The following is a 20,303-nucleotide window of genomic DNA, read 5'->3' as shown; positions in this document are numbered from 1 at the left end:
GGGGTCTGCTTCCTCGCGTCAGTGGCAGACGGCCAACGCGTCCAGGGCCACCGCGCCCTGGCCGCGTTCCAGGACCATCAGCGGGTTGATGTCCAGCTCCGCCAACTCGTCGCCGAGCTCCAGCGCCATGCGCTGTATGCGCAGGACCACCTCGACCAGTGCGTCCATGTCCGCGGGCGGGGCTCCCCGCACCCCGTCGAGGAGGGCGCGGCCCCGTAGCCGGTCGAGCGCCGCGCGTGCCTGGTGTTCGGTGAAGGGGGGAACGCACACCGCCGTGTCCCGCAGGACCTCCACCAGTACGCCGCCCAGGCCCACGGTCACGGTCGGGCCGAACAGGTCGTCGTGCGTCACCCCTACGACCATCTCCACCCCGCGCTCGATCATCTGGCAGACCAGGACGCCGTCCAGCTCCATGCCCTCGTAGCGGGCGATGTCGGTCAGGTCGCGGTAGGCGTCCCTGACCTGGCTCGCCGACGTCAGGCCGATCTTGACCAGGCCCAGCTCCGACTTGTGCGCGAGCTGCGGCGCCGAGGCCTTCATCACCACCGGGTAGCCGACCAGGGAGGCGGCGCGCACGGCCGCCGCCGCGCTGGTCACCAGCTGTTCGCGCGGTACGCGGATGCCGTACGCCCGCAGCAGTTGTTTCGCCGCGTGTTCGCTGAGCTGCCTGCCGGGGCGCATCAGGGCCTGTGCCTTGCGGAAGGACGGGGACGGGGTGCGCGGCGCCTCGTCGAAGGGGGAGCGGTAGGCGGCGGTGAAGCGGTGGTGGGTGAGGTAGGCGCGGACCGCCGTGATGCAGTTGGCGAACGTGCGGAAGGTCGCCACCCGGGGCGAGCCGAGGAGCGTTTCGCGATAGGCCCGCTCGGTGCCGACCGGGGAGCCCCATACGACGCAGATCTGTTTGTCCGTGTGCTCGGCCGCTTCCACCAGGTCCTGCGCCAGCTTGTCGCTCATCGGGGGGAAAGGGCCCGTTATCGGGCAGATCAGGACGCCTATGGAGGGGTCGGAGAGTATCGCGTCGATGATCTTTCGGCCTCGCCAGTCGCCGACCGGGTGCCCGCCGTTGTCCACCGGGTTCGTCACGTCCAGGTAGCCGGGGATCCATTGGTGCAGCTCGGACTGGACGGCTTCCGAAAGGGGCGGGAGCTGTAGGCCCGCCGCTGTCGCCAGGTCCGCGAAGTGGGCTCCCGTGCCGCCGGAGATGGAGTAGACGGCCACGCCCTCCGCCTGCGGTGGCCGCGCGCGGGCCAGGAGCGTCGCCGTGTCCTGGAGTTCGTCCAGGCCGTCCACGCGGACCACGCCGAACTGGCGCATCGCCGCGTCCACCACCGTGTCCGCGCCCGTCAGCTTTCCGGTGTGCGAGGCGGCCGTGCGGGCGCCCGTCTCCGTGCGGCCCACCTTCACCGCCACCACGGGCACGCCCTCGCGTGCGGCCCGGTCGGCGGCCAGCAGGAAGGAGCGGCCGTCCTTCAGCCCCTCTATGTAGGCGGCTACCGCGCCGACCTCGGGTTGCCGCGCGAAGTAGGAGATGAAGTCGGCCGTCTCCAGGTCGGCCTCGTTGCCCGTCGGGGCCCAGTGCGAGAGGCGGATGCCCAGCTCTTGGAGGGCGAAGACGGGGCGGCCCTGGTGGCCCGACTGCGTGATGAGCGCGATCGCCGGGCCCTCGAGATCGTCGCGGAAGTGCTCGAAGGCGTTGAGGTTGGTGTTCGGGCCGAGGAGGCGCATGCCCGAGCGTCCGACCGCTTCGGCCATTCGCCTCTGGGCGGCCGCGCCCTCGTCGCCGGTCTCCGCGAAGCCCGAGGCGAAGGCCACCGCGAACCTGACCTTCGCGTCCGCCAGCTGCTCGATCACCGGGAGCGGGTCGGCGATCAGGAGCACCGCCAGGTCGACCTGGACCGGCAGTTCCGGCACGGACGGGGAGCAGGGGATGCCGAAGACGGTCTCGCGCGTCGGGTGCACCGGGTACAGGCGTGCGCCAACCCGCTCCGCCCAGCGCGTCAGCTGGCGCGTGATGCCCGTGCTGGGGCGGCCCTCCGCGTCCGATGCCCCCACCACGGCCACCGTCTCGGGGCGGAAGAACCGGTCCAGGTCCGGTACGTCGCGGTGCAGGGGGCGGCCGCTCACGTCGCGGTCGTCGGTGCCGGTCGTGCCGTGCACGGCGGGGCCGGGGCGCTCACCGCAGGCGATCACGCGGGCCCGGCGGGAGCCGGTGGTCAGGGTGCCGTATGTCGATCCAAGCATCGGTCCGCCCGCTCCTGTGTGACAGCGACGACGAGAAGTAACTGACGCCAAGTCAGGTTACTTAACTGACGCTCCGTCAGGAACAGGCGTGAAGGTAAAGGCGGGCCCGGCCCTAGTGTGCCGACTTCGCCAGCGCCTTGCCTATGCGGTCCGCGTCCAGGGCCAGCTCGCGGAGCATGCCGCTGATCGGGTTCGTATAGCCGGTGAAGTAGAGGCCGGGGGCGGAGGGCAGGGTGCGGCGGCCGTGGGGGCGGGGGCGGCCGGTCGCCGGGTCCAGGACGTCCAGATGGCCCACCAGGGGGTGCAGGCCGTGGTCGTAGCCCGTTGCCGCGATCACCGTGTCCGGGGTCAGCCGGGTGCCGTCGGAGAGGAGCACGTCCGCGTCCTCGAAGGACTCGACCGCCGCCACGGGTTCGACCCTGCCCGCGCGCACCGCCGCTACGAGGCCCACGTCCTGCACCGGGATGGCGCCCGCGCGGGCCCGCGAGTACAGGCCCGTCCCGGGGCGCGGCAGACCCCGCGCCGAGAGGTCCGGCACGCTCAGCTTCGCCAGCGGGCGGGCCATCCGGTCGACCAGCCGTACCGGCAGGCGACGGCAGAGGATGCCGGTGCGCTGGGCCGGCCAGCCGAGCGTGGAGCGGCGCACGATGTGCGGCGCTGTGCGCACGGCCAGGCGGACGCGCGCGGCACCGCCCTCGGCCAGGTCCACGGCGATCTCCGCCCCGGTGTTGCCGACGCCGACGACCAGCACGTCCTGACCCGCGTACGGGCCGGGGGCGCGGTACTCGCTCGCGTGCAGCAGCTTCCCGGTGAACGAGGACGCGCCCGGCCAGTCGGGCAGGCGCGGGGTGTGGTTGTAGCCGGTGGCGACCACCACGGCGGTCGCCGTCAGCTCCCGGCCGCCGGTCGCGCGCAGGAGCCAGCCGGCGCCGTCGGGCGCGCGGTCGACCTGGGTGACCTCGACCCCGGTCACCACCTCCAGGTCGTGGTGCTCGGCGTACTTCTCCAGGTAGCGCACGACGTTGTCGCGGGCCACCCAGCGGCCGAAGCGGCGCGGCATCGGCAGCCCGGGGAGGGCGGAGAGGCGGCGCGTGGTGTGCAGGTGGAGGCGGTCGTAGTGGCGGCGCCAGGAGGCGCCGACCCGGTCGGACTTCTCCAGGACCACGGCCCGTACGCCGTGCGCCTTCAGTCCGGCGGCCGCCGCCAGGCCGCCTGGTCCGCCGCCGATCACGTACACGGGCGGACGTTCATGGCTGCGGGCGGACTGTGGAGGTGTGGGGGCGGTCATGTGCGGGAGCGTAATCGCGCGCTTACTTGATGGGTCTCGGCCAAGACCGGAATCGGTTGCGAATCGATCACGGGGGAGGGCGGGTGTGCGTGCCCGCTCTTGCGCGCCCGGCGCCGTTGCGCTGAACTGACGTACCGTCAGAAATGGCGGTTCCTTCACCTGGCGGGAGGCGGCTGACGCGCATGGACGCGATAGGGCTCAGCGGCGCCGAATGGTTCGCCGTGCTCCGCATCGGCCTCGGCCTGTGGTGGCTGGAGAGCTGGCGGCACAAGGACAAGAAGGAGTGGTTCGAGCGCGGCACCGGGATCGCCTGGGCGGTGGACGTGGCGGAAAAACATCGCTGGAACGTCGTCCGCGGCGGGTTCGACGTCGTCGTGAAACCCCGGCCGAGGACCATGGCGTACGTCGTCGTCTACGCCGAGCTCGCCCTGGGGCTGGGGCTCGTGGCCGGGTTCCTGACCCCCGTCGCGCTCGTGGGCGGGCTGCTGCTCAATCTCCTGTACTTCACGCTCATGATCCATGACTGGGCCGAGCAGGGGCAGAACGCGATGATGGCGCTCATCTCGGTCGTCGCGCTGTTCGCGCTGTCCTGGCAGAGCTGGTCGCTCGACGCCGCGCTGGGGTTGTTCTGATGGGCTCGACGGCGGCGCGTTCCGACGTTCCCGAGGCCGATGCCTTCACGCGGGTCTACTGGGACGCCTGCGCCGAGGGGCGGTTGCTGCTGCGGCGATGCGACGCGTGCGGGCGCGCGCATCACTACCCGCGCGAGTTCTGCCCGTACTGCTGGAACGACGACCCCGACGTCGTCCGGTGGCAGGCCGCCAGTGGGCGGGCCGTGCTCTACACCTGGTCCGTCGTCCACCGCAACGACCTGCCGCCCTTCGGCGAGCGCACCCCGTACGTGGCCGCCGTCGTGGACCTCGCCGAAGGGCCCCGGATGATGACCGAGGTCGTGGAGTGCGGGGAGGGGGAGCTTCGGGTGGGGATGGAGCTGCGGGTCGCCTTTCGGAGGGAGGAGGGCGGGGGCGGGAGCGAGGGCGGGTTCGCCGTGCCTGTCTTCCGGCCGGTCGAGCGGCGGGCTTGAGGCCGCTGCCGGGTTCCGCCGGGTTCCGCCGGGTTCAGGGCCAGAGGAGCTCCCTGGTCCAGCCGGCGTCGTCGCCGTACGCGTATCTCAGGCGTACGTGGCGGCGGCTCGCGTCGCCCTGGAAGAACTCCGCCTCCCGCGGCTCCAGTTCGTACACCGTCCACGACGGCACGGGCGCGTCCGGGTCGCGCTTCGCCCGGTCCCACGCCGCCTCCGAGGCGCGTACCAGTTCGTCGTGGGACGGCAGGTGTTCGCTCTGGTGGCCGGTCAGGGCCGAGGCCAGGGCGCCGGTCGAGCGGGCGTGCAGGTCCGCGTGCGCGATCTCGGGGGACGCGGTGCGGACCGGGCCGCGCAGCCGGATCTGGCGGCCCTGCACCGGCCAGTAGAAGTGCAGCGCGGCGTACGGGTGCGCGGCGAGCTGGCGGCCTTTCGCGCTGGTGTCGTGCGAGGCGAAGTGGAGGGTGCGGGCGTCGGCGCCGTGCAGCATCACCGTACGGGCGTCGGGGTCGCCGTGGGTGTCCGTGGTGGCCAGCGTCGGGGTGTGCGGTTCGGTCTGGCCCGCGGCGACCGCTGCCGCGAACCACTCCGCGAAGAGCTGGAGCGGGGTCCCGGGGGCGGCCGCCGGGTCGAAGGACGGCAGGTCCGTGTCCCAGACGCGGAGGGTCCTCAGCAAGGGATGCAGGTCGGGTTCGGGTTCCATGCGTCGATTGTGGCTGGTGGGTGGCGCGGTCACGTGCGGGTCAGGGACGCCACGGTGCCGAGTGTCGTCCAGGTGCCGTCCGTGCGGCGGTCGACCCAGGCGGGGCGGGTGGCGGTGTCGCCCAGGGAGCCGAGGGTGTAGTCGCCCTGGAGGCCGTTGACGCGGGCGGCGGGGAGGGCGGCCTTCAGGTGGCGGCGGACGTCCGCGGGGTCCGTGGCGTCGGGCGCCGCCGTGCGGAACGCCGCTATGACCGCTTGCGCGGCCTCGTACTCCTCCAGCGCGCCCGGGTGCGTCATCAGGGGGCGGACCCGGTCGCACCAGGCGGGATCCTGCAGGCACTCGCCCTCGCGGAAGGGGGCGTTCGAGGTGGTGCGGAAGCGGTAGACCCGCTTGTCCTCGTCCTCGGTCAGGCCGGTGTCGCTGGGGGGACGGCAGCCGTCCCGGTCGTTCGGGGCCAGGACGACGCGGCCCCGGTAGCCGGCTTCGCGCAGGGCGGTGACGTCCGCCTGCTGGTTCGACTGGTCGGCGAGGTAGACGGTGTCGGGGGCGGCCCGGTCGAGGAGGGCGCGCAACTCGGCCCCGCTCTGGGCGCGGGGTGGTGATCCGTACGTCGTGTAGGCGTGGCCGGGGCGCCGGTCCGCGCTGAACCGGCTCGCCAGCGGTGCGAGGGCCTTGGCGTCGGGGGCCAGCAGCCTTCGTGTGCGCAAGCCGCGTTCCAGGTAGGAGGCGAACTGCTCGACCAGGCCGGGTGAGCCGGTCCGGCCGGTCGGCCGCTCCGTCGCGGGGGGCCGGCAGGTGCGCAGGGCCGGGGCGTCGTGCGGGAAGCCGGGGGAGCGGGGCTCGGTTCCGATGAGTGCGATGACGTCGGCGTACTCGTGCGCGGTCCCCTCCGGGGGCGGTACGGCCACCGCCTCCAGGGGGAGAGACCCGGCGTAGTCGTCCAGGGCCTGTCGCACGGCCCGGGTGTCGGGGTGTCCGGCGGTCGTGCCCGTGACGGCGATACGGAACGGGGTGCCCGCCGCGGCCGGGGGCATCGCTCCTACGGGCCGCCTCGGGGGGCTCTGCCCCTCGTCCCGCATCGCTACGGGCACCGCCACCCCGGCACCGACACAGATCAGCGAGACGACACCGAGGAGCAGCCGGCGCCGACGGGCCCGGCGACGCGGGGCGCGTGCGCTTGCGCTTGCGCTTGCGCGGGCGAGGCGGGGCTCGGCTCCGGGGGTGCGGGCCGGGGGTGGTTGCGGGGCCGGGTTCGGTGGGGCCGGTGATGGGGGCGGTGTGGCCGGGGTCGGGGTCGGGGGCCGTGGCTTTTCCAGTGTCGTCGTCACCTCCGCCGCGTCCCCCGGGCGGTCCTCCGGGCTCTTCGACAGGAGCGCGGCGATCAACCCGTCGACCGGCGTCGGGACTTCGGCCCGTATGCGGCTGACCGGCATTGGGGTGTCGTGCAGGTGGTTGTACATGACCCCGGCCGCCGGGCCCGTGAACGGGGGGCGGCCCACCAGGCACTCGTACAGGACGCAGCCGAGTGCGTAGAGGTCGGTGCGGGCGTCGGCCGGGTCCTGGCGGAACCGTTCCGGGGCCATGTAGAGCACGCTCCCGAGCGGCAGCGCCCCCGTGCGGGTGAGGCGGGTCGCCGCCTCCGTGCCCTCCAGGAACGCGGCGATCCCGAAGTCGAGGATCTTGAGGGTGCCGGCCGGGGTGACCATGAGGTTCGCGGGCTTGATGTCCCGGTGGACGATGCCCGCCCGGTGCGCGGCGGCGAGGCCGAGCGCGGCCTGGCGGGCCAGGGCCAGGGCTCGCTCGACGGGGAGGCGCACCTCGCGCCGCAGGATCTCCTGCAACGACTCGCCGTCGATCACCTCCATGACCAGGTAGGGGACGGGCGCGCCGGTCGCGGTGTCGGTGCCGTGGTCGTGGACCGTCACCACGTGCTCGCTGGACAGCGCCGCCACCGCCCGCGCCTCCCGCCGGAAGCGGCGCACCAGTTCCCGGCGCTCGGCCGCGTCGACGTCGTCGGGCGGGGCGAACAGTTTCAGGGCGACGACGCGGTCGAGGTCCTCGTCACGGGCGCGCCACACCTGGCCCATGCCGCCGGAGCCGATGGTCTCCAGGAGCCGGTAACGGCCGTTGATCACACGTCCCCGCACAGCATCCGAAGGTAAGGGCGGAAGCGGTGAGTCGGCATATCGGGTGGGGTGCGCAATCAGTAACGGTTGTGCCTCGGAGGCGGCGTTCGAGGTCAGTCCCGGCCCAGTACCACCGTGCCCGCCGAGCAGAACCAGCCGCCCGTGCCGGAGGCCACCGCGAGCGCGGGCGCGCTGCCGTCCGCCCGCCGCACCTGGTGGCCGCCCGCCTCGCCGCGCAGTTGCCGTACCGCCTCCACAAGCAGGAACAGGCCGCGCATGCCGGGGTGCTGGGCGGAGAGGCCGCCGCCGTCCGTGTTGGTCGGCAGCTCGCCGTCGTGCCGCAGGCGGCCCTTCTCCACGAAGGCGCCGCCCTCGCCCTTGGCGCAGAAGCCGAGGTCTTCGAGGGTCACCAGCGTCATGTACGTGAACGCGTCGTAGATCTCGGCTATGTCGATCTCGGCCGGGGCGACCCCGGCCCGTTCGAAGGCCAGGCGGCCGCTGACGGCCGCCGGTGAGACGGTGAAGTCCTCCCACTGCGACATCGCGGTGTGCGAGACGTACTCGCCTGTGCCCAGGATCCACGCCGGGGGCCTGGCGCAGTCCCGTACCAGCTCCTCCGCCACCAGCAGCACCGCCGCGCCGCCGTCGGAGCGCAGACAGCAGTGCAGCTTGGTGAACGGGTCCGCGATCATCGGGCCGGACAGGACGTCGTCGACGGTGATGGGGTCGCGGAACATCGCGCCGGGGTTCCGGGACGCGTTCTGCCGTGCCTGGACGGCCACTTGGGCCAGCTGGTCCAGCGTCGTGCCGTACTCGTGCATGTGCCGGCGGGCCGCCATCGCGTACTTGGCGATGAGCGTGTAGCCGTACGGGACCTCGAACTGCAGCGGGCCGCGCGCGCCGAACGACAGGTTCGCCGTGCGCCGCCCCGCCCTGACGTCGGCGCGGGCCGTCGAACCGTAGACGAGCAGGACGGCGCGGGCGTGCCCGGCGGCGATCGCGTCCGCCGCGTGCGCCGCCATGACCTCCCAGGTGGCGCCGCCGACCGACGTCGAGTCGACCCAGCGGGGGCGGAGCCCCAGGTACTCGGCCACCTCCACCGGGGCGAGCGTGCCGAGGCCCGCGCTCGCGAAGCCGTCGACGGCGTCCGGGGTGAGCCCCGCGTCGGCCAGCGCGCGGCGCGCGGCCTGGGCGTGCAGGGTGTAGGGGGTGGCTTCGTCCACTCGGCCGCAGTCGGAGAGGGCGATGCCCGTGATGGCGGCCTTGCGATGGGCACCGGTCATGCGAGCTGACGGTACATCAGGTGGGGTGGACGGTCGCCCCCTCGAACCGTGACGTCCGCCTCTGGGAATCCCGCCCCCGCCCGCCTAACATGACGGCCCGTCAGGAAGGGGCCCGTATGGACGCCAGGTTCACCGACGAGCAGCAGGAGATCCGCCGTACCCTGCGCGAACTCACCACCGAACGCTGCACCCCGGACGACGTCAAAGCCGCTGTCCGCACCCCCGGCGGGCACGATCTCGCCCTGTGGGGCACCCTCGGCGGCGAACTGGGGCTCCCGGGGCTCGCCCTGCCGGAGCGGCGGGGCGGGGCCGGGGCCGGGATCACCGAGCTGGCACTGGCCGAGGAGGAGCTGGGGCGGGTGCTCGCGCCGACCCCGCTGCTCGCCACCAGCGGCCTCGCGGCCCCGCTGATCACCGCCCTCGGCACCGAGGACCAGCAGGCCGCGCTGGTCCCGCGCATCGCCGGTGGCCGCCTGACCGCCGCGCTCGCCGTGCCCGGCACCGGGCTCGCCACCGCCCTCGGGCTCGTCGCCGACAACGTGGGCGACTGGGCCGGCGGCGGCCGCGCGGGCGGGGTCCAGGCCACCCGGCACGGCACCGGCTGGCGGCTGTACGGGCAGGCGGAGCAGGTGCTCGACGGGCACAGCGCCGGACTGCTCCTCGTCGCCGCGCACACCGGCGGCTTCGCCCGGTCCCGGACGCTGCTGTTCCTCGTACCCGGCGACGCGCCCGGACTCGTACGGACCCGGCAGACCTCGCTCGACGAGACCCGGCCCCGGGCCCGGGTGGAACTGCGGCAGGTGGGTGGCGAGTTGCTCGGTGGTGAGGACGCCGGGGTCCCCGGGGCGCTCGCCGCCGTCGGGGACGGGGTCGCCACCCTGCTCGCCGCCGAGGCCGTCGGCGCCGCGGGCCGGGTGCTTGAGCGGACCGTCGAGTACGTCAAGGAGCGCGAGCAGTTCGGGCGGCCCATCGGCTCGTTCCAGGCGGTCAAGCACCGGCTCGCCGACGTGTACGTACAGGTGCAGGCGGCGCGGTCGGCCGCGTACTACGCCGCCTGGGCCGCGGGCGTCGGGGGCGGGGAGCGGGTCGGCGGGCTCGCGCTCGCGCAGGGGCTCGAAGCGCTGCGCACCGCCGCCGCCGAGGCCGTCCAGCTGCACGGCGGCATCGGGTTCACCTGGGAGCACGACGCGCACCTCTACCTCAAGCGGGCCGCCGGTGACGAGCTGCTCTTCGGGCCCGTGCACCTGCTGCGGGCGCGGGCCGCGCAGGCCGCCGCGCTGTTCGCGGGCGCCGCGGGGGTGAGCGTCTGATGGCCGGCGCACCGGCCGGCGTCCGGTTCGTCCAGAAGGTGTCCTCGACCCGTGCCTTCGGCCGCGTCGCCCCGCACGTCGTCCCCGCCCTCGACCGCGCCGTGCACCGCCTCACCCGGGGGAAAGTGCTGCTCAGCGCGCAGATGCTGCCGGGCACCGTGCTCAGCGTCCGGGGTGCGAGGAGCGGGATCGTACGGCGTACTCCGCTCGCCTGCATGCCCGAGGACGGGGGGACCTGGCTGTTGACCGGGTCGAACTTCGGGCGGCCGGGACATCCGGCCTGGACCGCGAACCTGCTGGCGCATCCCGACGCCGAGATCAGCTGGCGGGGCGAGGACATCGCGGTGACGGCCCGGCTGCTCGACTCCCGGGAGCGGGCGGAGGCGTGGGCCGCCGCGCTGGAGTTCTGGCCGCCGTACGCGGCGTACCAGGCGCGGGTGGAGCGGGAGATCCGGCTGTTCCGGCTGGAGAGGCGGACCGGGCCCTAACTGCAACGGCGGCGGTTCACGCATCACACGCGAACCGCCGCCGTACGACAGGACGGAAAAGGACAAGAGGGAATGGTGCGGGCGCTACCTCGTCGGCTTCTTGCCCGTCACGCCCAGGTACACCAACAGCGCGAGGTTGGGACGCAGTTCGGCCTGCTTCACGCCCCAGGACTGGAAGCCCTTCTGGTGCGAGGCGACCGCCGCGAGCATCGCGACCAGCGAACCGGCCACCGCCGCCGGGCTCACGTCCTTGTCGACCTTGCCCTTGCCCTGCAACTCCTTCACCGCGTCCGCGAGGGAGTTGTTGACCGAGTTCAGGATCTTCATGCGGAGCTTGTAGAAGCGCTTGTCGCCCTCGGCCGCGCCGAGGTCGACGACGCGCAGGATCGCGTCGTTGCGGCGCCAGAACTCCAGGAAACCGTCGACCAGCTCCTGGGCCGTCGCCCAGCCCGCTTTGCCGACCCAGGAGCGGTCGGCGACCAGGTCGGTCAACCCGGCACCCTCGGCCGCCATTTGCTCGGCGATCTCCAGGACGGCGCCCTCGACGTCCGGAAAGTACTGGTAGAACGTCGCCGGGGACGTGCCTGCCTTCCGGGCCACATCGATGACTTTGACGTCCCGGTAGGGCGAGGAGCTGAGCATCTCGCCGAGGCAGTCGAGCAGCTTCTGACGTGTTGCCTGACCACGCCGTCCGGCCACACGGCCGTCGACGGTACGTACTTGTCCTGTCATGCCGTCAGCTTACCGAGGGGTGATCGGAGCGCGATCTGGCCGACTGCAAATGGGGTTGGGGCCCGTGAGGGGGCGGGAAATGGCCAGAGGTTCGAAACTCAAGTACGTGGCCCCCGGCCCCCTCGCTAGCGTGCTGCCATGCACCCGGACCACCCCGAAGGCGCACCGTGCTGGGCCGACGCCCGGCTGCCCGACGTCGAGGCGGGCAAGCGGTTCTACGGGGACCTCTTCGGGTGGACCTTCGACGAGGGCGCGGGCGCCGAGCGCGGCTACTACACGGCGGCCTACAGCCGTGACCTGGCCGTCGCCGCCCTCGCCCCCGGCGGGCGCGGCTGGACCGTGCACTTCGCGGTGCGGGACGCCTACGCCGCCGCCGAGCGGACCGTCGCGGCCGGCGGGTACCTCCTGTCGGGGCCGCTGTCGGCCGGCACCGTGGCCACCGTCGCGCTCGCCGGAGGCCCCGACGGCGCGGTCTTCGGGCTGTGGCAGGCGGGCAGCCACCAGGGCTTCGAGCGGGCCGGGGCGCCGGACACGGTCTGCCGGGCCGAACTGTGGACCCCGGAGGCGGCCCTCAGCGACGCCTTCTACGCGGCGGTCCTCGGCTATACGGCCACCCCCGTCGGCGGCTCCGACCTGCGCATATGGCGGGCCGCGACCCCGGCGGGGGCCGGCCGCGCCGCGCCCGGGGCGGGGCGGCGGCGGGTCCCGGAGTGGCCCGCGCGGTTCCTGGTGTACTTCGGCTCCGCCGACCTCGCGGGCAGCTGCGCCGAGGCGGTCCGGCTCGGCGGACACGTCCGGGTGGCGCCGCACGCGACCTCGTACGGGCACATCGCCGTCCTCGCCGACGACCAGGGGACGGACTTCGTGCTGCTCGGGCCGGTCTGAGGCCACGGCACGGGGGCGGGACACCCCGATTTGCCCCCAGGTTCGCCACCGGGGCCTTCGACAGGAAGAATCAGGGTGCGCGCCGCCGTAGGGCTGCGGTGGTGAGACGCTGACGGGGGCCGTATGTGCGATGTACCTGGAAACCCGGGGGTTCCGGCATCGCTCGGGGAGGTGGCAGGCAAGTGATGGATCAGCTGACGCAGCACGATCCGAGAAGGATCGGTCCGTTCGAGGTGCTGGGACGGCTCGGTGCGGGCGGCATGGGTCTGGTCTATCTGGCACGCTCGGCGTCCGGCCGGCGCGTGGCCATCAAGACGGTGCGCACGGAACTGGCCGAGGACCAGCTGTTCCGGGTGCGCTTCACCCGCGAGGTCGAGGCGGCCCGCGCGGTCTCCGGTTTCTACACGGCCGCCGTCGTCGACGCCGACCCGCGCGCCGCCGTGCCGTGGCTCGCCACCGCGTACGTGCCCGCGCCCTCCCTCGAGGAAATAGTGAATGAGTGCGGGCCGCTGCCCGCCCAGGCCGTGCGCTGGCTCGCGGCGGGCGTCGCCGAGGCGCTGCAGTCCATCCACGGCGCGGGACTGGTCCACCGCGACCTCAAGCCGTCCAACGTCCTCGTCGTCGAGGACGGGCCGCGCGTCATCGACTTCGGTATCGCGTCCGGCGTCTCCAACACCCGCCTGACCATGACGAACGTGGCCGTGGGCACGCCCGCCTACATGTCGCCCGAGCAGGCGAAGGACTCCCGCAGCGTCACCGGCGCCAGCGATGTCTTCTCGCTGGGCTCGACGCTCGTCTTCGCCGCCACCGGGCACGCGCCCTTCCACGGCGCGAACCCCGTCGAGACGGTCTTCATGCTCCTTCGCGAGGGCCCCGACCTGGAGGGGCTGCCCGCCGAGCTGCGGCCGCTCATCGAGTCGTGCATGCAGATGGACGCCTCCCTGCGGCCCTCACCGGCCGACCTCCAGGCGCAGCTCGCGCCGCATCTGTTCGGGCCCGGCAGCGACGACAGCGGGACGGCGTCCGCCTGGCTGCCCGAGCGGTCGGTCGCGCTGATCGAGGCGCGGCGCGGCGTCCGCACCATCGCCAAGCCCCAGCCGGGCCGCACCCCGGGCCACGGCGCCCGGGTACCCGCCATGCCCGCGCAGCCGCCGGGCCCGGTGTCGGGCGACGGGCCGCGCCGGCCGTCCCCGGCCCCGGCGCTCGCGGGGGCGGGCGTCGCCGACGGCCCCGTCCGCCTCGCCGGTGCCCAGGTGCCGATCGGCCCCGGACCCCGCGTCGCGGACGCCCGCGCCGCGGCCGTGAAGGCGCCCCCGGCCGAGTCCGGGCTCGTCGCGTCCTGGACCCGCGCCAAACCCGCCGCGCCCGCCGTCAACGGGACGCAGGAACCGGCCGTGCCGCCGCCCGCCCAGGCGGAGGGCTCGGCCTGGCGCCCCTGGCGTTTCCGCATGTCGAACGATGTGTGGGGCACCCCGAAGGTCGCGGGCGACCTGGTCTACGTCACCTCCTTCGAGGTCCACGCGCTCGACGTCGCCACCGGCCGCCGCCGCTTCAAGACCCGCGACGTCGCCTGGTCCATGGCCGTCGCCGACGGCCGCATCCACGCCTCCGACGGCCCCACCCTGTGGGCCCTCGACGCCCGCGAGGGCGGCGACCTGTGGCGCCTGCAGACCGACGCCTGGGTCTACGCGCTCCAGGCCGACCGCGGCACCGTAGTCACCGGCACCCGCGGCGGCGGCGTCCAGGCCCGCGAAGCCGTCACCGGCGACAAGCTGTGGGAGATCACCGGCTGCCAGACCGACTTCGAGACCCCCGAGGCGGGCCCCGTCGTCCACGACGGCACCGTCTACGTGTGGCAGAACGCCCGGCTGCGCGCTCTCGAAGCGCGTACGGGCGAGGAGCGCTGGTCGTACCCGATCGGCGACGCGGCCTCCTGCGGCGGCGTCCCCGTCCGGCTGACCCCCGCGCCCGACGGCTACGTCTACGTCTCCGCGGGCACCCGCGTCCTCGCCATCGAGGCCGGCTCCGGGCACGTCCGCTGGCACTTCGAGGCGCCCGCGGTGTTCCTGTCGCCGCCCGCCTTCGCCCCCGGCCCCGCCGTGACCGGCGGCGGCGTCTACCTCGCCGACCACCTCGGCACCGTCTACGCCCTCGACGCCACGGACGGCCGCGACCGCTGGCGCATCGCGACCGAGTCGCGGCCCGCCGCCATCGACCCCGTGCTCGTCGCCCACGGCCACGTCCACGTCGGCAGCGGCCAGGGCCTCTACACCCTGGACGCCGTCGCCGGGACACCGAAGTGGCGCTTCCAGGCGGGCGGCGAGATCGTCGGCTCCCCGGTCGTCGCCGACGGCCGCGTCCACTTCGGCTCCACGGACCACCTGCTCTACACGCTGAAGGCCGACGACGGCCGCCTCCGGTGGAAGCTGGCCACAGGCGGCGAGATCACCGGGACGCCGGTCGTGCGGGACGGCGTCGTCTACGCGTGCAGCAAGGACCGGTGCGTGTACGCGCTGGACGCGGAGAAGGGGACCGGGACGAGTCGCTAGACGCCGGGCTCAGCCGCCTCGTGTGCGTGTGCTGCCGCCCGGGGGTGGCTGGACGCGGGGCTGGGGCCGGGTCGTGGTGAGGTCCTCGTCGGTGGCCGGGCCGGGGTCCACCGGCGGCAGGTTCTGCGTCCGGTCGAGGTCCGAGTCGGAGGCCGGGCCCCAGGTGCCGGGACGCTCGTTTCCCCAGGTGACGGGCGGCTGGGCGGTGGTCGGCGGGTTCTGCCACGCCGGGGGCGCGGCATAGCCGTTCCCGGACTCGTGCTCCCCGTGCTCCCCGTGCTCCCCGTGCTCCCCTGCAGGGGCGTGGCTGTGGCGGCCCTGGTGCGGGTGGCGGCCGCTCATCACCAGCGCGCCGAGCAGGAGCAGCACGCCACCGCCGAGCGCGGCGGCGACCCCGTCGTCGAGCCCGTTCCCGTCCGCCGTGAGGACCAGCCGGCCCTCCGCCTGGGCCACCCGCACCATCCACAGCACCGTGAACCCGACCACGACGGCCCCGGCGAACGCGACCAGGAGCCGCGAGCGCAGCACCAGGCCGACGAGCGCGAGCAGCGCCAGGATGACGAACGGCAGGAAGAGGGAGCCGAACAGTTCGGCGCGGGCGCTCGTGACACCGCCGCCCGAGAACAGCTCCTGGAGCCGGTAGGCACGCCCCTGACGGCCGTCGTTCCAGGCGCGGAAGGGGCTTGTGACGGCGGCCGCCGCTCCGACTAGGGCGAGGACCGATCCGACGACGTTGCGCAGCATCAGCAGCCTCCTCGGTCTCCTCACGACGCTACGCCCGGTGAGCGCGGGGTGCCATGCGGCAGCCTCGTGGCGGTAGGGTCCCCGCGTGATGAAACGGGGAATGAAGCTGACGGCTGTCGCGACGATGGTGGTACTGGCCCTGACGGGGTTCTCCACCGGGCGGGGGCACGGGGGTTCGCACAGCGGCGGGAGTGGCGGGGGCGGCGGGTGCAGCAGCTCGTCGCAGGACCATGACAGCTCGTCGGGTTCGTCGAGCTCGTCCGGTTCCGGGGGGTCTTCCGGCTACGACGACGACGATGACGACGACTCCTCGTACGGGGACGACTCCTCGGGGTCGACGTCGTCCTCGGGCGGCAGCGGGTACACGCGGCGGCCCGGGTACCGGTCCACGCCGTCGTCGTCGGCGGCCGGCGACGGGGACCCCCGGTACGCCAAGGCCCGGCTGGTGCGTTGCGCGACCCCGCAGAAGCCGTACGCCACGGTCGAGGTCATCAATGAGAACAGCCGCACCGCCACGTACACGGTGCACGTGACCTTCCGCGACGAGCAGGGCTTCGAAGTGGACGACGCGATGGCGCGGGTCAAGGTCGGTGGTGACGACAAGGCGACCGTGAAGGTGCTGGTCGACGTCGGGGAGGGGCTCGTCAGCCAGGTGGACCGCTGCGAGGTCGACCCCGAGGCGTGGACGTAGCACTACCGGATCCTCTGGTTCCGCGGCGTCCGCGCGCGGAACAGCTCCGCCTGTTCGGCGGTCGGCAGGCTGCCGAGCGCGATCAGATGCGGGGCCTGCGCGAACGCGTGGGTGCGGGCGGTCTCCGTGGCCGCCCACACCGCTCGCACCGTCCCCTGCACCGCCGCCGTCGGATACCCGGCGATCGTCTCCGCGCACCGCAGCGCCGCCTCCAGGGCGGCGCCCGGCGCGGTGATCTCGGAGACCAGGCCCGTCTCGTACGCCCGCCGCGCCGACATCCGCTCGGCCGAGCCCATCAAGGCCAGGCGTGCCACCTCGCCGGGCGGTATCCGCTGGGCCAGGTGCATCGACTCGTACGCGCTGACCATGCCGTACGTGGTGTGCGGGTCGAAGAAGGTGGCCGTCTCGTCGGCGATCACGAACTCCGCCTCGCCGAGCAGGTAGAACGCCCCGCCGCACGCCATGCCCGCCACCGCCGCGATCACCGGTTTCCACAGGTCGTTCGCTTTCGGGCCGACGGTCAGGAGCGGGTCGTCCGTGGAGTAGGGGGAGCGGGGCTGCGGTACGTCGGTGTCGCGGTCGATGCCCGTGCAGAACGCGCGGTCTCCGGCGCCGGTCAGGACGACGGCCCGTACCTCGTCGTCGAAGCGGAAGCCCTGCCAGGTGGTGCGCAGTTCGGTGGCCAGGGCGGTGTCGATCGCGTTCAGGCGGGCGGGTCTGTCCAGGGTGACCACCGCCACCCCCGTTCTCGCGTTCTTCTCCGTGCGCAGGGTCATGGGCGCTCCAGGACCCAGCGGGGGAGCGTCACGCCGTCGATCTCCGTGAAGACCACCTGGACGCGGGCGCCGATCCGGACGCGGTCCGGGGCCACCGAGTCGAGGCGGGCGTCGGGGGAGGCGACCAGGTTGCCGACCAGCCGTATGCGGGGGGCTTCCGCCAGCTCTACGAGGATGGCGTTGTACGGGGCCTGGGCGGCATAGGCCGGGAGGAGTGGGGGGTGCGGGATCACGTAGGACCAGATCTTTCCCCGGCCGGTCATCTGGCGCCATTCGGTGTCGAAGCTGTGGCAGGTGGGGCAGCAGGGGCGTGGCGGGAAGCGGAGTTCTTCGCAGGGTGGGTCGGCGCAGGCCTGGATTCTTAGTTCGCCCTGCCTCGCGTAGGCCCAGAAGGGGGCGCCGTCGTCGTCGATGGTGGGGGTCAGCAGGGCTGGTCGCGTCGCGTCTGCCATGTGCCGTCCTTCGCCGGGTGCGGATTCGTTGTGGCTGTTCGCGCAGTTCCCCGCGCCCCCTGGCGGGGCGTTTCCCTAGGCGCTTCTCAGGAGTACCGCCGAGGTGGGGACTCCCTCGCCCGCTGTCACCAGGCACGTTCGCGCGTTCGGGACCTGGGCCGTGCTCGTGCCGCGCAGCTGTCTGACGCCCTCGGTGATCAGATTGAAGCCGTGCACGTAGGCCTCCGAGAGGCCGCCGCCGCCCGTGTTGATGGGGAGGCGGCCGCCCGTCTCCAGGGCGCCCCCCTCGGTGAACGCGCCGCCCTCGCCGCGGCCGCAGAAGCCGTAGCCCTCCAGGGAGAGCGGGACGAGCGGGGTGAAGGCGTCGTAGATCTGGGCCACGTCGACGTCCTCGGGGGTGAGGTCGGCGTGTTTCCACAGGTGGCGGGCGGCGGTCCAGGCGGGCCCTGTGAGCGGGTCGTCGTTCCAGTAATTGACCATGCCGTGGTGCTGGGCGGGCAGCCCTTGCGCGGCGGAGTGGATGTAGACGGGCTTCTGGCGGCAGTCGCGGGCCCGTTCGGCGGAGACCACGACGCAGGCCAGCGCCCCGTCCGTCTCCAGGCAGTTGTCGTAGAGGCAGAGGGGTTCGCTGATCCAGCGGGCGTTCATGTACATGTCGCGGGTCAGGGGGCGCTCGTACATCATCGCGGCCGGGTTCTGGTTGGCGCGGTTGCGGCAGGCGAGGGCGACGTTGAAGAGATGGTCGCGGGTGGCCCCGTACTCGTGCATGTAGCGGCGGGCCAGCATGGCTATCTCGTCCGCGGGGCGGAGGAGGCCGAAGGGGCGGGTCCACTGGGCCGGGGTGGGGAGTTGGGCCGTGGTGTTCTTCCAGGGGCGGGGGCCGCTGCCGCGCTTGCGGGAGCGCCAGGCGACGCCGACGCTCGCCTGGCCGGTGACGATCGCGGAGGCGAGGTGGGCGAGGGTGGCGCAGGAACCGCCGCCGCCGTAGCCGACCTTGCTGAAGTGGGTGACGTCGCCCGCGCCGATCGCCTTCGCGATCTCGACCTCGTCCGTCTCCTCCATCGTGTAGGAGGCGAAGCCGTCGACCTCGGACGGCTCGATGCCCGCGTCGTCGAGAGCGGCGAGGATCGCGCGGCACGCCAGCGTCTTCTCCGGCTCGGGGAGGTGCTTCGCGAAGCCGGTCCGGCCGATGCCGACGACGGCGGTCGCGTCCTTGATCCCGGATGCGAGGCTGCCCGGACCGCCGGATGCCGTGTGCGTCATGGGTATCCGCCCCCGCCTGTGCCCAGTCCCCGGTCTGCTGACAGCGCGTCAGGCTACAGCTAATCTGACGGTTAGTCAGCTATGGCGTGCGTGGGTGGTGCGGGAGGGCGGCGGGCGATGGACACAGGCGGCGGACGGCGGACCATCCCCGAGCTCGTACGGGACGCGGCCGCGCGGTACGGCGGGCTCGAGGCGGTCGTCGACGGGCGCGTCCGGATCACGTACGCGGAGCTCGGTGAGCGCGTCGAGCGGTCCGCCGCCGCCTGTCTGGCCGCCGGGACCGAGCCGGGCGACCGCGTCGCGATCTGGGCGCCGAACACCCTCGACTGGATCGTCTCCGCACTCGGCGCGGTCACCTCCGGCGCCGTCCTCGTGCCGCTCAACACCCGGTTCAAGGGCGCCGAGGCCGCCGACGTCCTGGCAAGGTCGCGGGCCCGGCTCCTCTTCGTCACCGGTACGTTCCTGGGCACGTCGTACGTGGCCTCGCTGCGCCGCGCCCACCAGGCGGGCGCCGGACTCCCCGCACTGGAGCAGGTGGTGGTGCTCGGCGACACCGCGCCCGACGTGCCCGGATACCGCACCTGGAAGGACTTCCTCGCGGCCGGGGACCGGGTGACGGGCGCGGAGGTGCGGCAGCGGGCCGACGCCATCGCCCCGTCCTCGGCGTCCGACATCATCTTCACGTCGGGGACCACCGGGCGGCCCAAGGGCGCCGTCATCACGCACGCGCAGACGTTGCGCGGCTACGAGATCTGGTCGGACCTCGCGGGCCTGCGCGAGGGCGACCGCTACCTGATCGTCAACCCCTTCTTCCACACCTTCGGCTACAAGGCCGGGATCATCGCCTGCCTGATGCGCGGCGCGACGATGGTCCCGCAGCCCGTGTTCGACGTGGACACCGTCCTGGCCAACATCGCCGCCGAACGCGTCTCCGTGCTGCCCGGGCCGCCCACCCTCCACCAGTCCCTGCTCGACCACCCGGGCCGCGACGCCCACGACCTGTCGGCGCTGCGGCTCGTCGTGACCGGGGCGGCGGTGGTGCCGTTGCGCCTGGTCGAGCGGTTGCGCGGCGAGCTGCACATCGACACCGTGCTCACCGCGTACGGGCTCTCCGAGGCCGGCGGCATCGTCAGCATGTGCCGGCGCGGCGACCCGGCCGAACGGATCGCGGCCACCTCGGGGCGGGCGATCCCCGGTACCGAGCTCCGGGTCGGGTCGGCGCGGCCCGGGGAGCCGGGGGAGGTCCTGGTCCGGGGCTTCAACGTCATGCGCGAGTACTTCGAGGACCCGGCGGCGACGGCCGAGGCGATCACGGCGGACGGCTGGCTGCGCACGGGAGACGTCGGCGTGCTCGACGCCGACGGCTACCTCCGGATCACCGACCGCATCAAGGACATGTTCATCGTCGGTGGCTTCAACGCCTACCCCGCCGAGATAGAGCAGCTGCTCGGCCTGCATCCGGACGTCGCCGACGTGGCCGTCGTCGGCGTTCCGGACGGCCGTCTCGGCGAGGTCGGCAAGGCGTACGTCGTCCGCCGCCGCGACTCCGTCCTCACCGGCGACGACCTGATCGCCTGGGCCCGCCGTGAGATGGCCAACTACAAGGTGCCGAGGGAGATCGCCTTCGTCAGCGAACTGCCGCGCAACGCGAGCGGGAAGGTGGTGAAGGGGCGGCTGCGGAAGCAGTGACC

The 20,303-nt window shown here is 73.5% G+C and carries 18 protein-coding genes; 8 read left to right on the top strand and 10 right to left on the bottom strand.

From position 1 onward, the window contains the following. Positions 1-18: 18 nt before the first annotated feature. The gene (locus ACH4RC_RS33465; protein WP_398207571.1) at positions 19-2,241 is read right to left on the bottom strand and encodes an acetate--CoA ligase family protein; all 2,223 of its coding nucleotides are present in this window, start codon (positions 2,239-2,241) and stop codon (positions 19-21) included. A 112-nt stretch (positions 2,242-2,353) separates the two neighbouring features. Then, the gene (locus tag ACH4RC_RS33460; RefSeq protein WP_398207569.1) at positions 2,354-3,529 is read right to left on the bottom strand and encodes a flavin-containing monooxygenase; all 1,176 of its coding nucleotides are present in this window, start codon (positions 3,527-3,529) and stop codon (positions 2,354-2,356) included. 182 nt (positions 3,530-3,711) lie between these two features. Between ACH4RC_RS33460 and ACH4RC_RS33455 the strand changes: the two genes are divergently transcribed. Together ACH4RC_RS33455 and ACH4RC_RS33450 are read left to right on the top strand one after the other, a co-directional pair. Next, positions 3,712-4,161: a DoxX family protein gene (locus ACH4RC_RS33455; RefSeq protein WP_398207568.1), complete on the top strand. Its 450-nt coding sequence runs from the start codon at positions 3,712-3,714 to the stop codon at positions 4,159-4,161. Continuing rightward, positions 4,161-4,613 (top strand): Zn-ribbon domain-containing OB-fold protein, encoded by a 453-nt coding sequence (locus ACH4RC_RS33450; protein WP_398207566.1) that lies wholly within the window; start codon positions 4,161-4,163, stop codon positions 4,611-4,613. The genes ACH4RC_RS33455 and ACH4RC_RS33450 overlap by 1 nt, the downstream gene beginning before the upstream one ends. A gap of 34 nt (positions 4,614-4,647) precedes the next feature. Here ACH4RC_RS33450 and ACH4RC_RS33445 read toward each other — a convergent pair whose 3' ends face one another. The 3 genes from ACH4RC_RS33445 to ACH4RC_RS33435 all read right to left on the bottom strand — a co-directional run bounded on the left by ACH4RC_RS33445 (position 4,648) and on the right by ACH4RC_RS33435 (position 8,722). Further along, positions 4,648-5,313 carry a pyridoxal 5'-phosphate synthase gene (locus tag ACH4RC_RS33445; protein WP_398207564.1) on the bottom strand — a complete coding sequence of 222 codons (666 nt, stop codon included), beginning with the start codon at positions 5,311-5,313 and terminating at the stop codon, positions 4,648-4,650. A 29-nt stretch (positions 5,314-5,342) separates the two neighbouring features. Continuing rightward, on the bottom strand, positions 5,343-7,460 hold the full coding sequence (locus tag ACH4RC_RS33440; RefSeq protein ID WP_398207562.1) for a serine/threonine-protein kinase: 2,118 nt from the start codon (positions 7,458-7,460) through the stop codon (positions 5,343-5,345). 92 nt (positions 7,461-7,552) lie between these two features. Next, positions 7,553-8,722, bottom strand: coding sequence for a thiolase C-terminal domain-containing protein (locus tag ACH4RC_RS33435; protein WP_398207560.1), 1,170 nt, complete (start codon positions 8,720-8,722; stop codon positions 7,553-7,555). A 116-nt stretch (positions 8,723-8,838) separates the two neighbouring features. Between ACH4RC_RS33435 and ACH4RC_RS33430 the strand changes: the two genes are divergently transcribed. Then, positions 8,839-10,032 carry an acyl-CoA dehydrogenase family protein gene (locus tag ACH4RC_RS33430; protein WP_398207558.1) on the top strand — a complete coding sequence of 398 codons (1,194 nt, stop codon included), beginning with the start codon at positions 8,839-8,841 and terminating at the stop codon, positions 10,030-10,032. Further along, positions 10,032-10,520, top strand: a complete 489-nt coding sequence (locus tag ACH4RC_RS33425; protein ID WP_398207557.1) for a nitroreductase family deazaflavin-dependent oxidoreductase — start codon at positions 10,032-10,034, stop codon at positions 10,518-10,520. Before ACH4RC_RS33430 ends, ACH4RC_RS33425 begins: the two co-directional genes overlap by 1 nt. Positions 10,521-10,604: 84 nt before the next feature. Here the strand turns inward: ACH4RC_RS33425 and ACH4RC_RS33420 are convergent, their stop codons facing one another. Then, positions 10,605-11,252 carry a TetR family transcriptional regulator gene (locus tag ACH4RC_RS33420; RefSeq protein ID WP_361073532.1) on the bottom strand — a complete coding sequence of 216 codons (648 nt, stop codon included), beginning with the start codon at positions 11,250-11,252 and terminating at the stop codon, positions 10,605-10,607. A gap of 138 nt (positions 11,253-11,390) precedes the next feature. Between ACH4RC_RS33420 and ACH4RC_RS33415 the strand changes: the two genes are divergently transcribed. Together ACH4RC_RS33415 and ACH4RC_RS33410 are read left to right on the top strand one after the other, a co-directional pair. Beyond that, positions 11,391-12,137 (top strand): VOC family protein, encoded by a 747-nt coding sequence (locus tag ACH4RC_RS33415; protein WP_398207555.1) that lies wholly within the window; start codon positions 11,391-11,393, stop codon positions 12,135-12,137. Positions 12,138-12,319: 182 nt separating this feature from the next. Further along, positions 12,320-14,686: a PQQ-binding-like beta-propeller repeat protein gene (locus tag ACH4RC_RS33410; RefSeq protein ID WP_398207553.1), complete on the top strand. Its 2,367-nt coding sequence runs from the start codon at positions 12,320-12,322 to the stop codon at positions 14,684-14,686. A 9-nt stretch (positions 14,687-14,695) separates the two neighbouring features. Here ACH4RC_RS33410 and ACH4RC_RS33405 read toward each other — a convergent pair whose 3' ends face one another. Then, positions 14,696-15,430 (bottom strand): hypothetical protein, encoded by a 735-nt coding sequence (locus ACH4RC_RS33405; protein WP_398207552.1) that lies wholly within the window; start codon positions 15,428-15,430, stop codon positions 14,696-14,698. Positions 15,431-15,518: 88 nt separating this feature from the next. Here ACH4RC_RS33405 and ACH4RC_RS33400 point away from each other — a divergent pair, with 88 nt between their 5' ends. Then, on the top strand, positions 15,519-16,121 hold the full coding sequence (locus tag ACH4RC_RS33400; RefSeq protein WP_398207736.1) for a hypothetical protein: 603 nt from the start codon (positions 15,519-15,521) through the stop codon (positions 16,119-16,121). 2 nt (positions 16,122-16,123) lie between these two features. On the opposite strand, the gene ACH4RC_RS33395 is transcribed toward ACH4RC_RS33400, so the two are convergent. The 3 genes from ACH4RC_RS33395 to ACH4RC_RS33385 all read right to left on the bottom strand — a co-directional run bounded on the left by ACH4RC_RS33395 (position 16,124) and on the right by ACH4RC_RS33385 (position 18,612). Continuing rightward, on the bottom strand, positions 16,124-16,897 hold the full coding sequence (locus ACH4RC_RS33395; RefSeq protein WP_398207550.1) for an enoyl-CoA hydratase/isomerase family protein: 774 nt from the start codon (positions 16,895-16,897) through the stop codon (positions 16,124-16,126). After that, the gene (locus ACH4RC_RS33390) at positions 16,894-17,325 is read right to left on the bottom strand and encodes a Zn-ribbon domain-containing OB-fold protein (RefSeq protein ID WP_398207735.1); all 432 of its coding nucleotides are present in this window, start codon (positions 17,323-17,325) and stop codon (positions 16,894-16,896) included. The genes ACH4RC_RS33395 and ACH4RC_RS33390 overlap by 4 nt, the downstream gene beginning before the upstream one ends. Before the next feature lie 99 nt (positions 17,326-17,424). Beyond that, positions 17,425-18,612 carry a lipid-transfer protein gene (locus tag ACH4RC_RS33385; protein WP_398207549.1) on the bottom strand — a complete coding sequence of 396 codons (1,188 nt, stop codon included), beginning with the start codon at positions 18,610-18,612 and terminating at the stop codon, positions 17,425-17,427. A 117-nt stretch (positions 18,613-18,729) separates the two neighbouring features. Here ACH4RC_RS33385 and ACH4RC_RS33380 point away from each other — a divergent pair, with 117 nt between their 5' ends. Continuing rightward, positions 18,730-20,301, top strand: coding sequence for a FadD3 family acyl-CoA ligase (locus tag ACH4RC_RS33380; protein ID WP_398207547.1), 1,572 nt, complete (start codon positions 18,730-18,732; stop codon positions 20,299-20,301). Positions 20,302-20,303: the final 2 nt, after the last annotated feature.

Origin of the sequence: Streptomyces sp. NPDC016845 (assembly GCF_044332585.1) — a bacterium.
GTDB lineage: Bacteria > Actinomycetota > Actinomycetes > Streptomycetales > Streptomycetaceae > Streptomyces.
Note: the sequence above shows the minus strand (reverse complement) of the source record. Positions and strands in the feature narration are given on the sequence as shown.

Coding starts and splice junctions, on each gene's coding strand:
- ACH4RC_RS33465 (WP_398207571.1), bottom strand. CDS start 2,241: ATGCTTGGATCGACATACGGCACCCTGACCACCGGCTCCCGCCGGGCC.
- ACH4RC_RS33385 (WP_398207549.1), bottom strand. CDS start 18,612: ATGACGCACACGGCATCCGGCGGTCCGGGCAGCCTCGCATCCGGGATC.
- ACH4RC_RS33405 (WP_398207552.1), bottom strand. CDS start 15,430: ATGCTGCGCAACGTCGTCGGATCGGTCCTCGCCCTAGTCGGAGCGGCG.
- ACH4RC_RS33430 (WP_398207558.1), top strand. CDS start 8,839: ATGGACGCCAGGTTCACCGACGAGCAGCAGGAGATCCGCCGTACCCTG.
- ACH4RC_RS33450 (WP_398207566.1), top strand. CDS start 4,161: ATGGGCTCGACGGCGGCGCGTTCCGACGTTCCCGAGGCCGATGCCTTC.
- ACH4RC_RS33460 (WP_398207569.1), bottom strand. CDS start 3,529: ATGACCGCCCCCACACCTCCACAGTCCGCCCGCAGCCATGAACGTCCG.
- ACH4RC_RS33425 (WP_398207557.1), top strand. CDS start 10,032: ATGGCCGGCGCACCGGCCGGCGTCCGGTTCGTCCAGAAGGTGTCCTCG.
- ACH4RC_RS33380 (WP_398207547.1), top strand. CDS start 18,730: ATGGACACAGGCGGCGGACGGCGGACCATCCCCGAGCTCGTACGGGAC.
- ACH4RC_RS33415 (WP_398207555.1), top strand. CDS start 11,391: ATGCACCCGGACCACCCCGAAGGCGCACCGTGCTGGGCCGACGCCCGG.
- ACH4RC_RS33400 (WP_398207736.1), top strand. CDS start 15,519: ATGAAACGGGGAATGAAGCTGACGGCTGTCGCGACGATGGTGGTACTG.
- ACH4RC_RS33435 (WP_398207560.1), bottom strand. CDS start 8,722: ATGACCGGTGCCCATCGCAAGGCCGCCATCACGGGCATCGCCCTCTCC.
- ACH4RC_RS33420 (WP_361073532.1), bottom strand. CDS start 11,252: ATGACAGGACAAGTACGTACCGTCGACGGCCGTGTGGCCGGACGGCGT.
- ACH4RC_RS33445 (WP_398207564.1), bottom strand. CDS start 5,313: ATGGAACCCGAACCCGACCTGCATCCCTTGCTGAGGACCCTCCGCGTC.
- ACH4RC_RS33395 (WP_398207550.1), bottom strand. CDS start 16,897: ATGACCCTGCGCACGGAGAAGAACGCGAGAACGGGGGTGGCGGTGGTC.
- ACH4RC_RS33455 (WP_398207568.1), top strand. CDS start 3,712: ATGGACGCGATAGGGCTCAGCGGCGCCGAATGGTTCGCCGTGCTCCGC.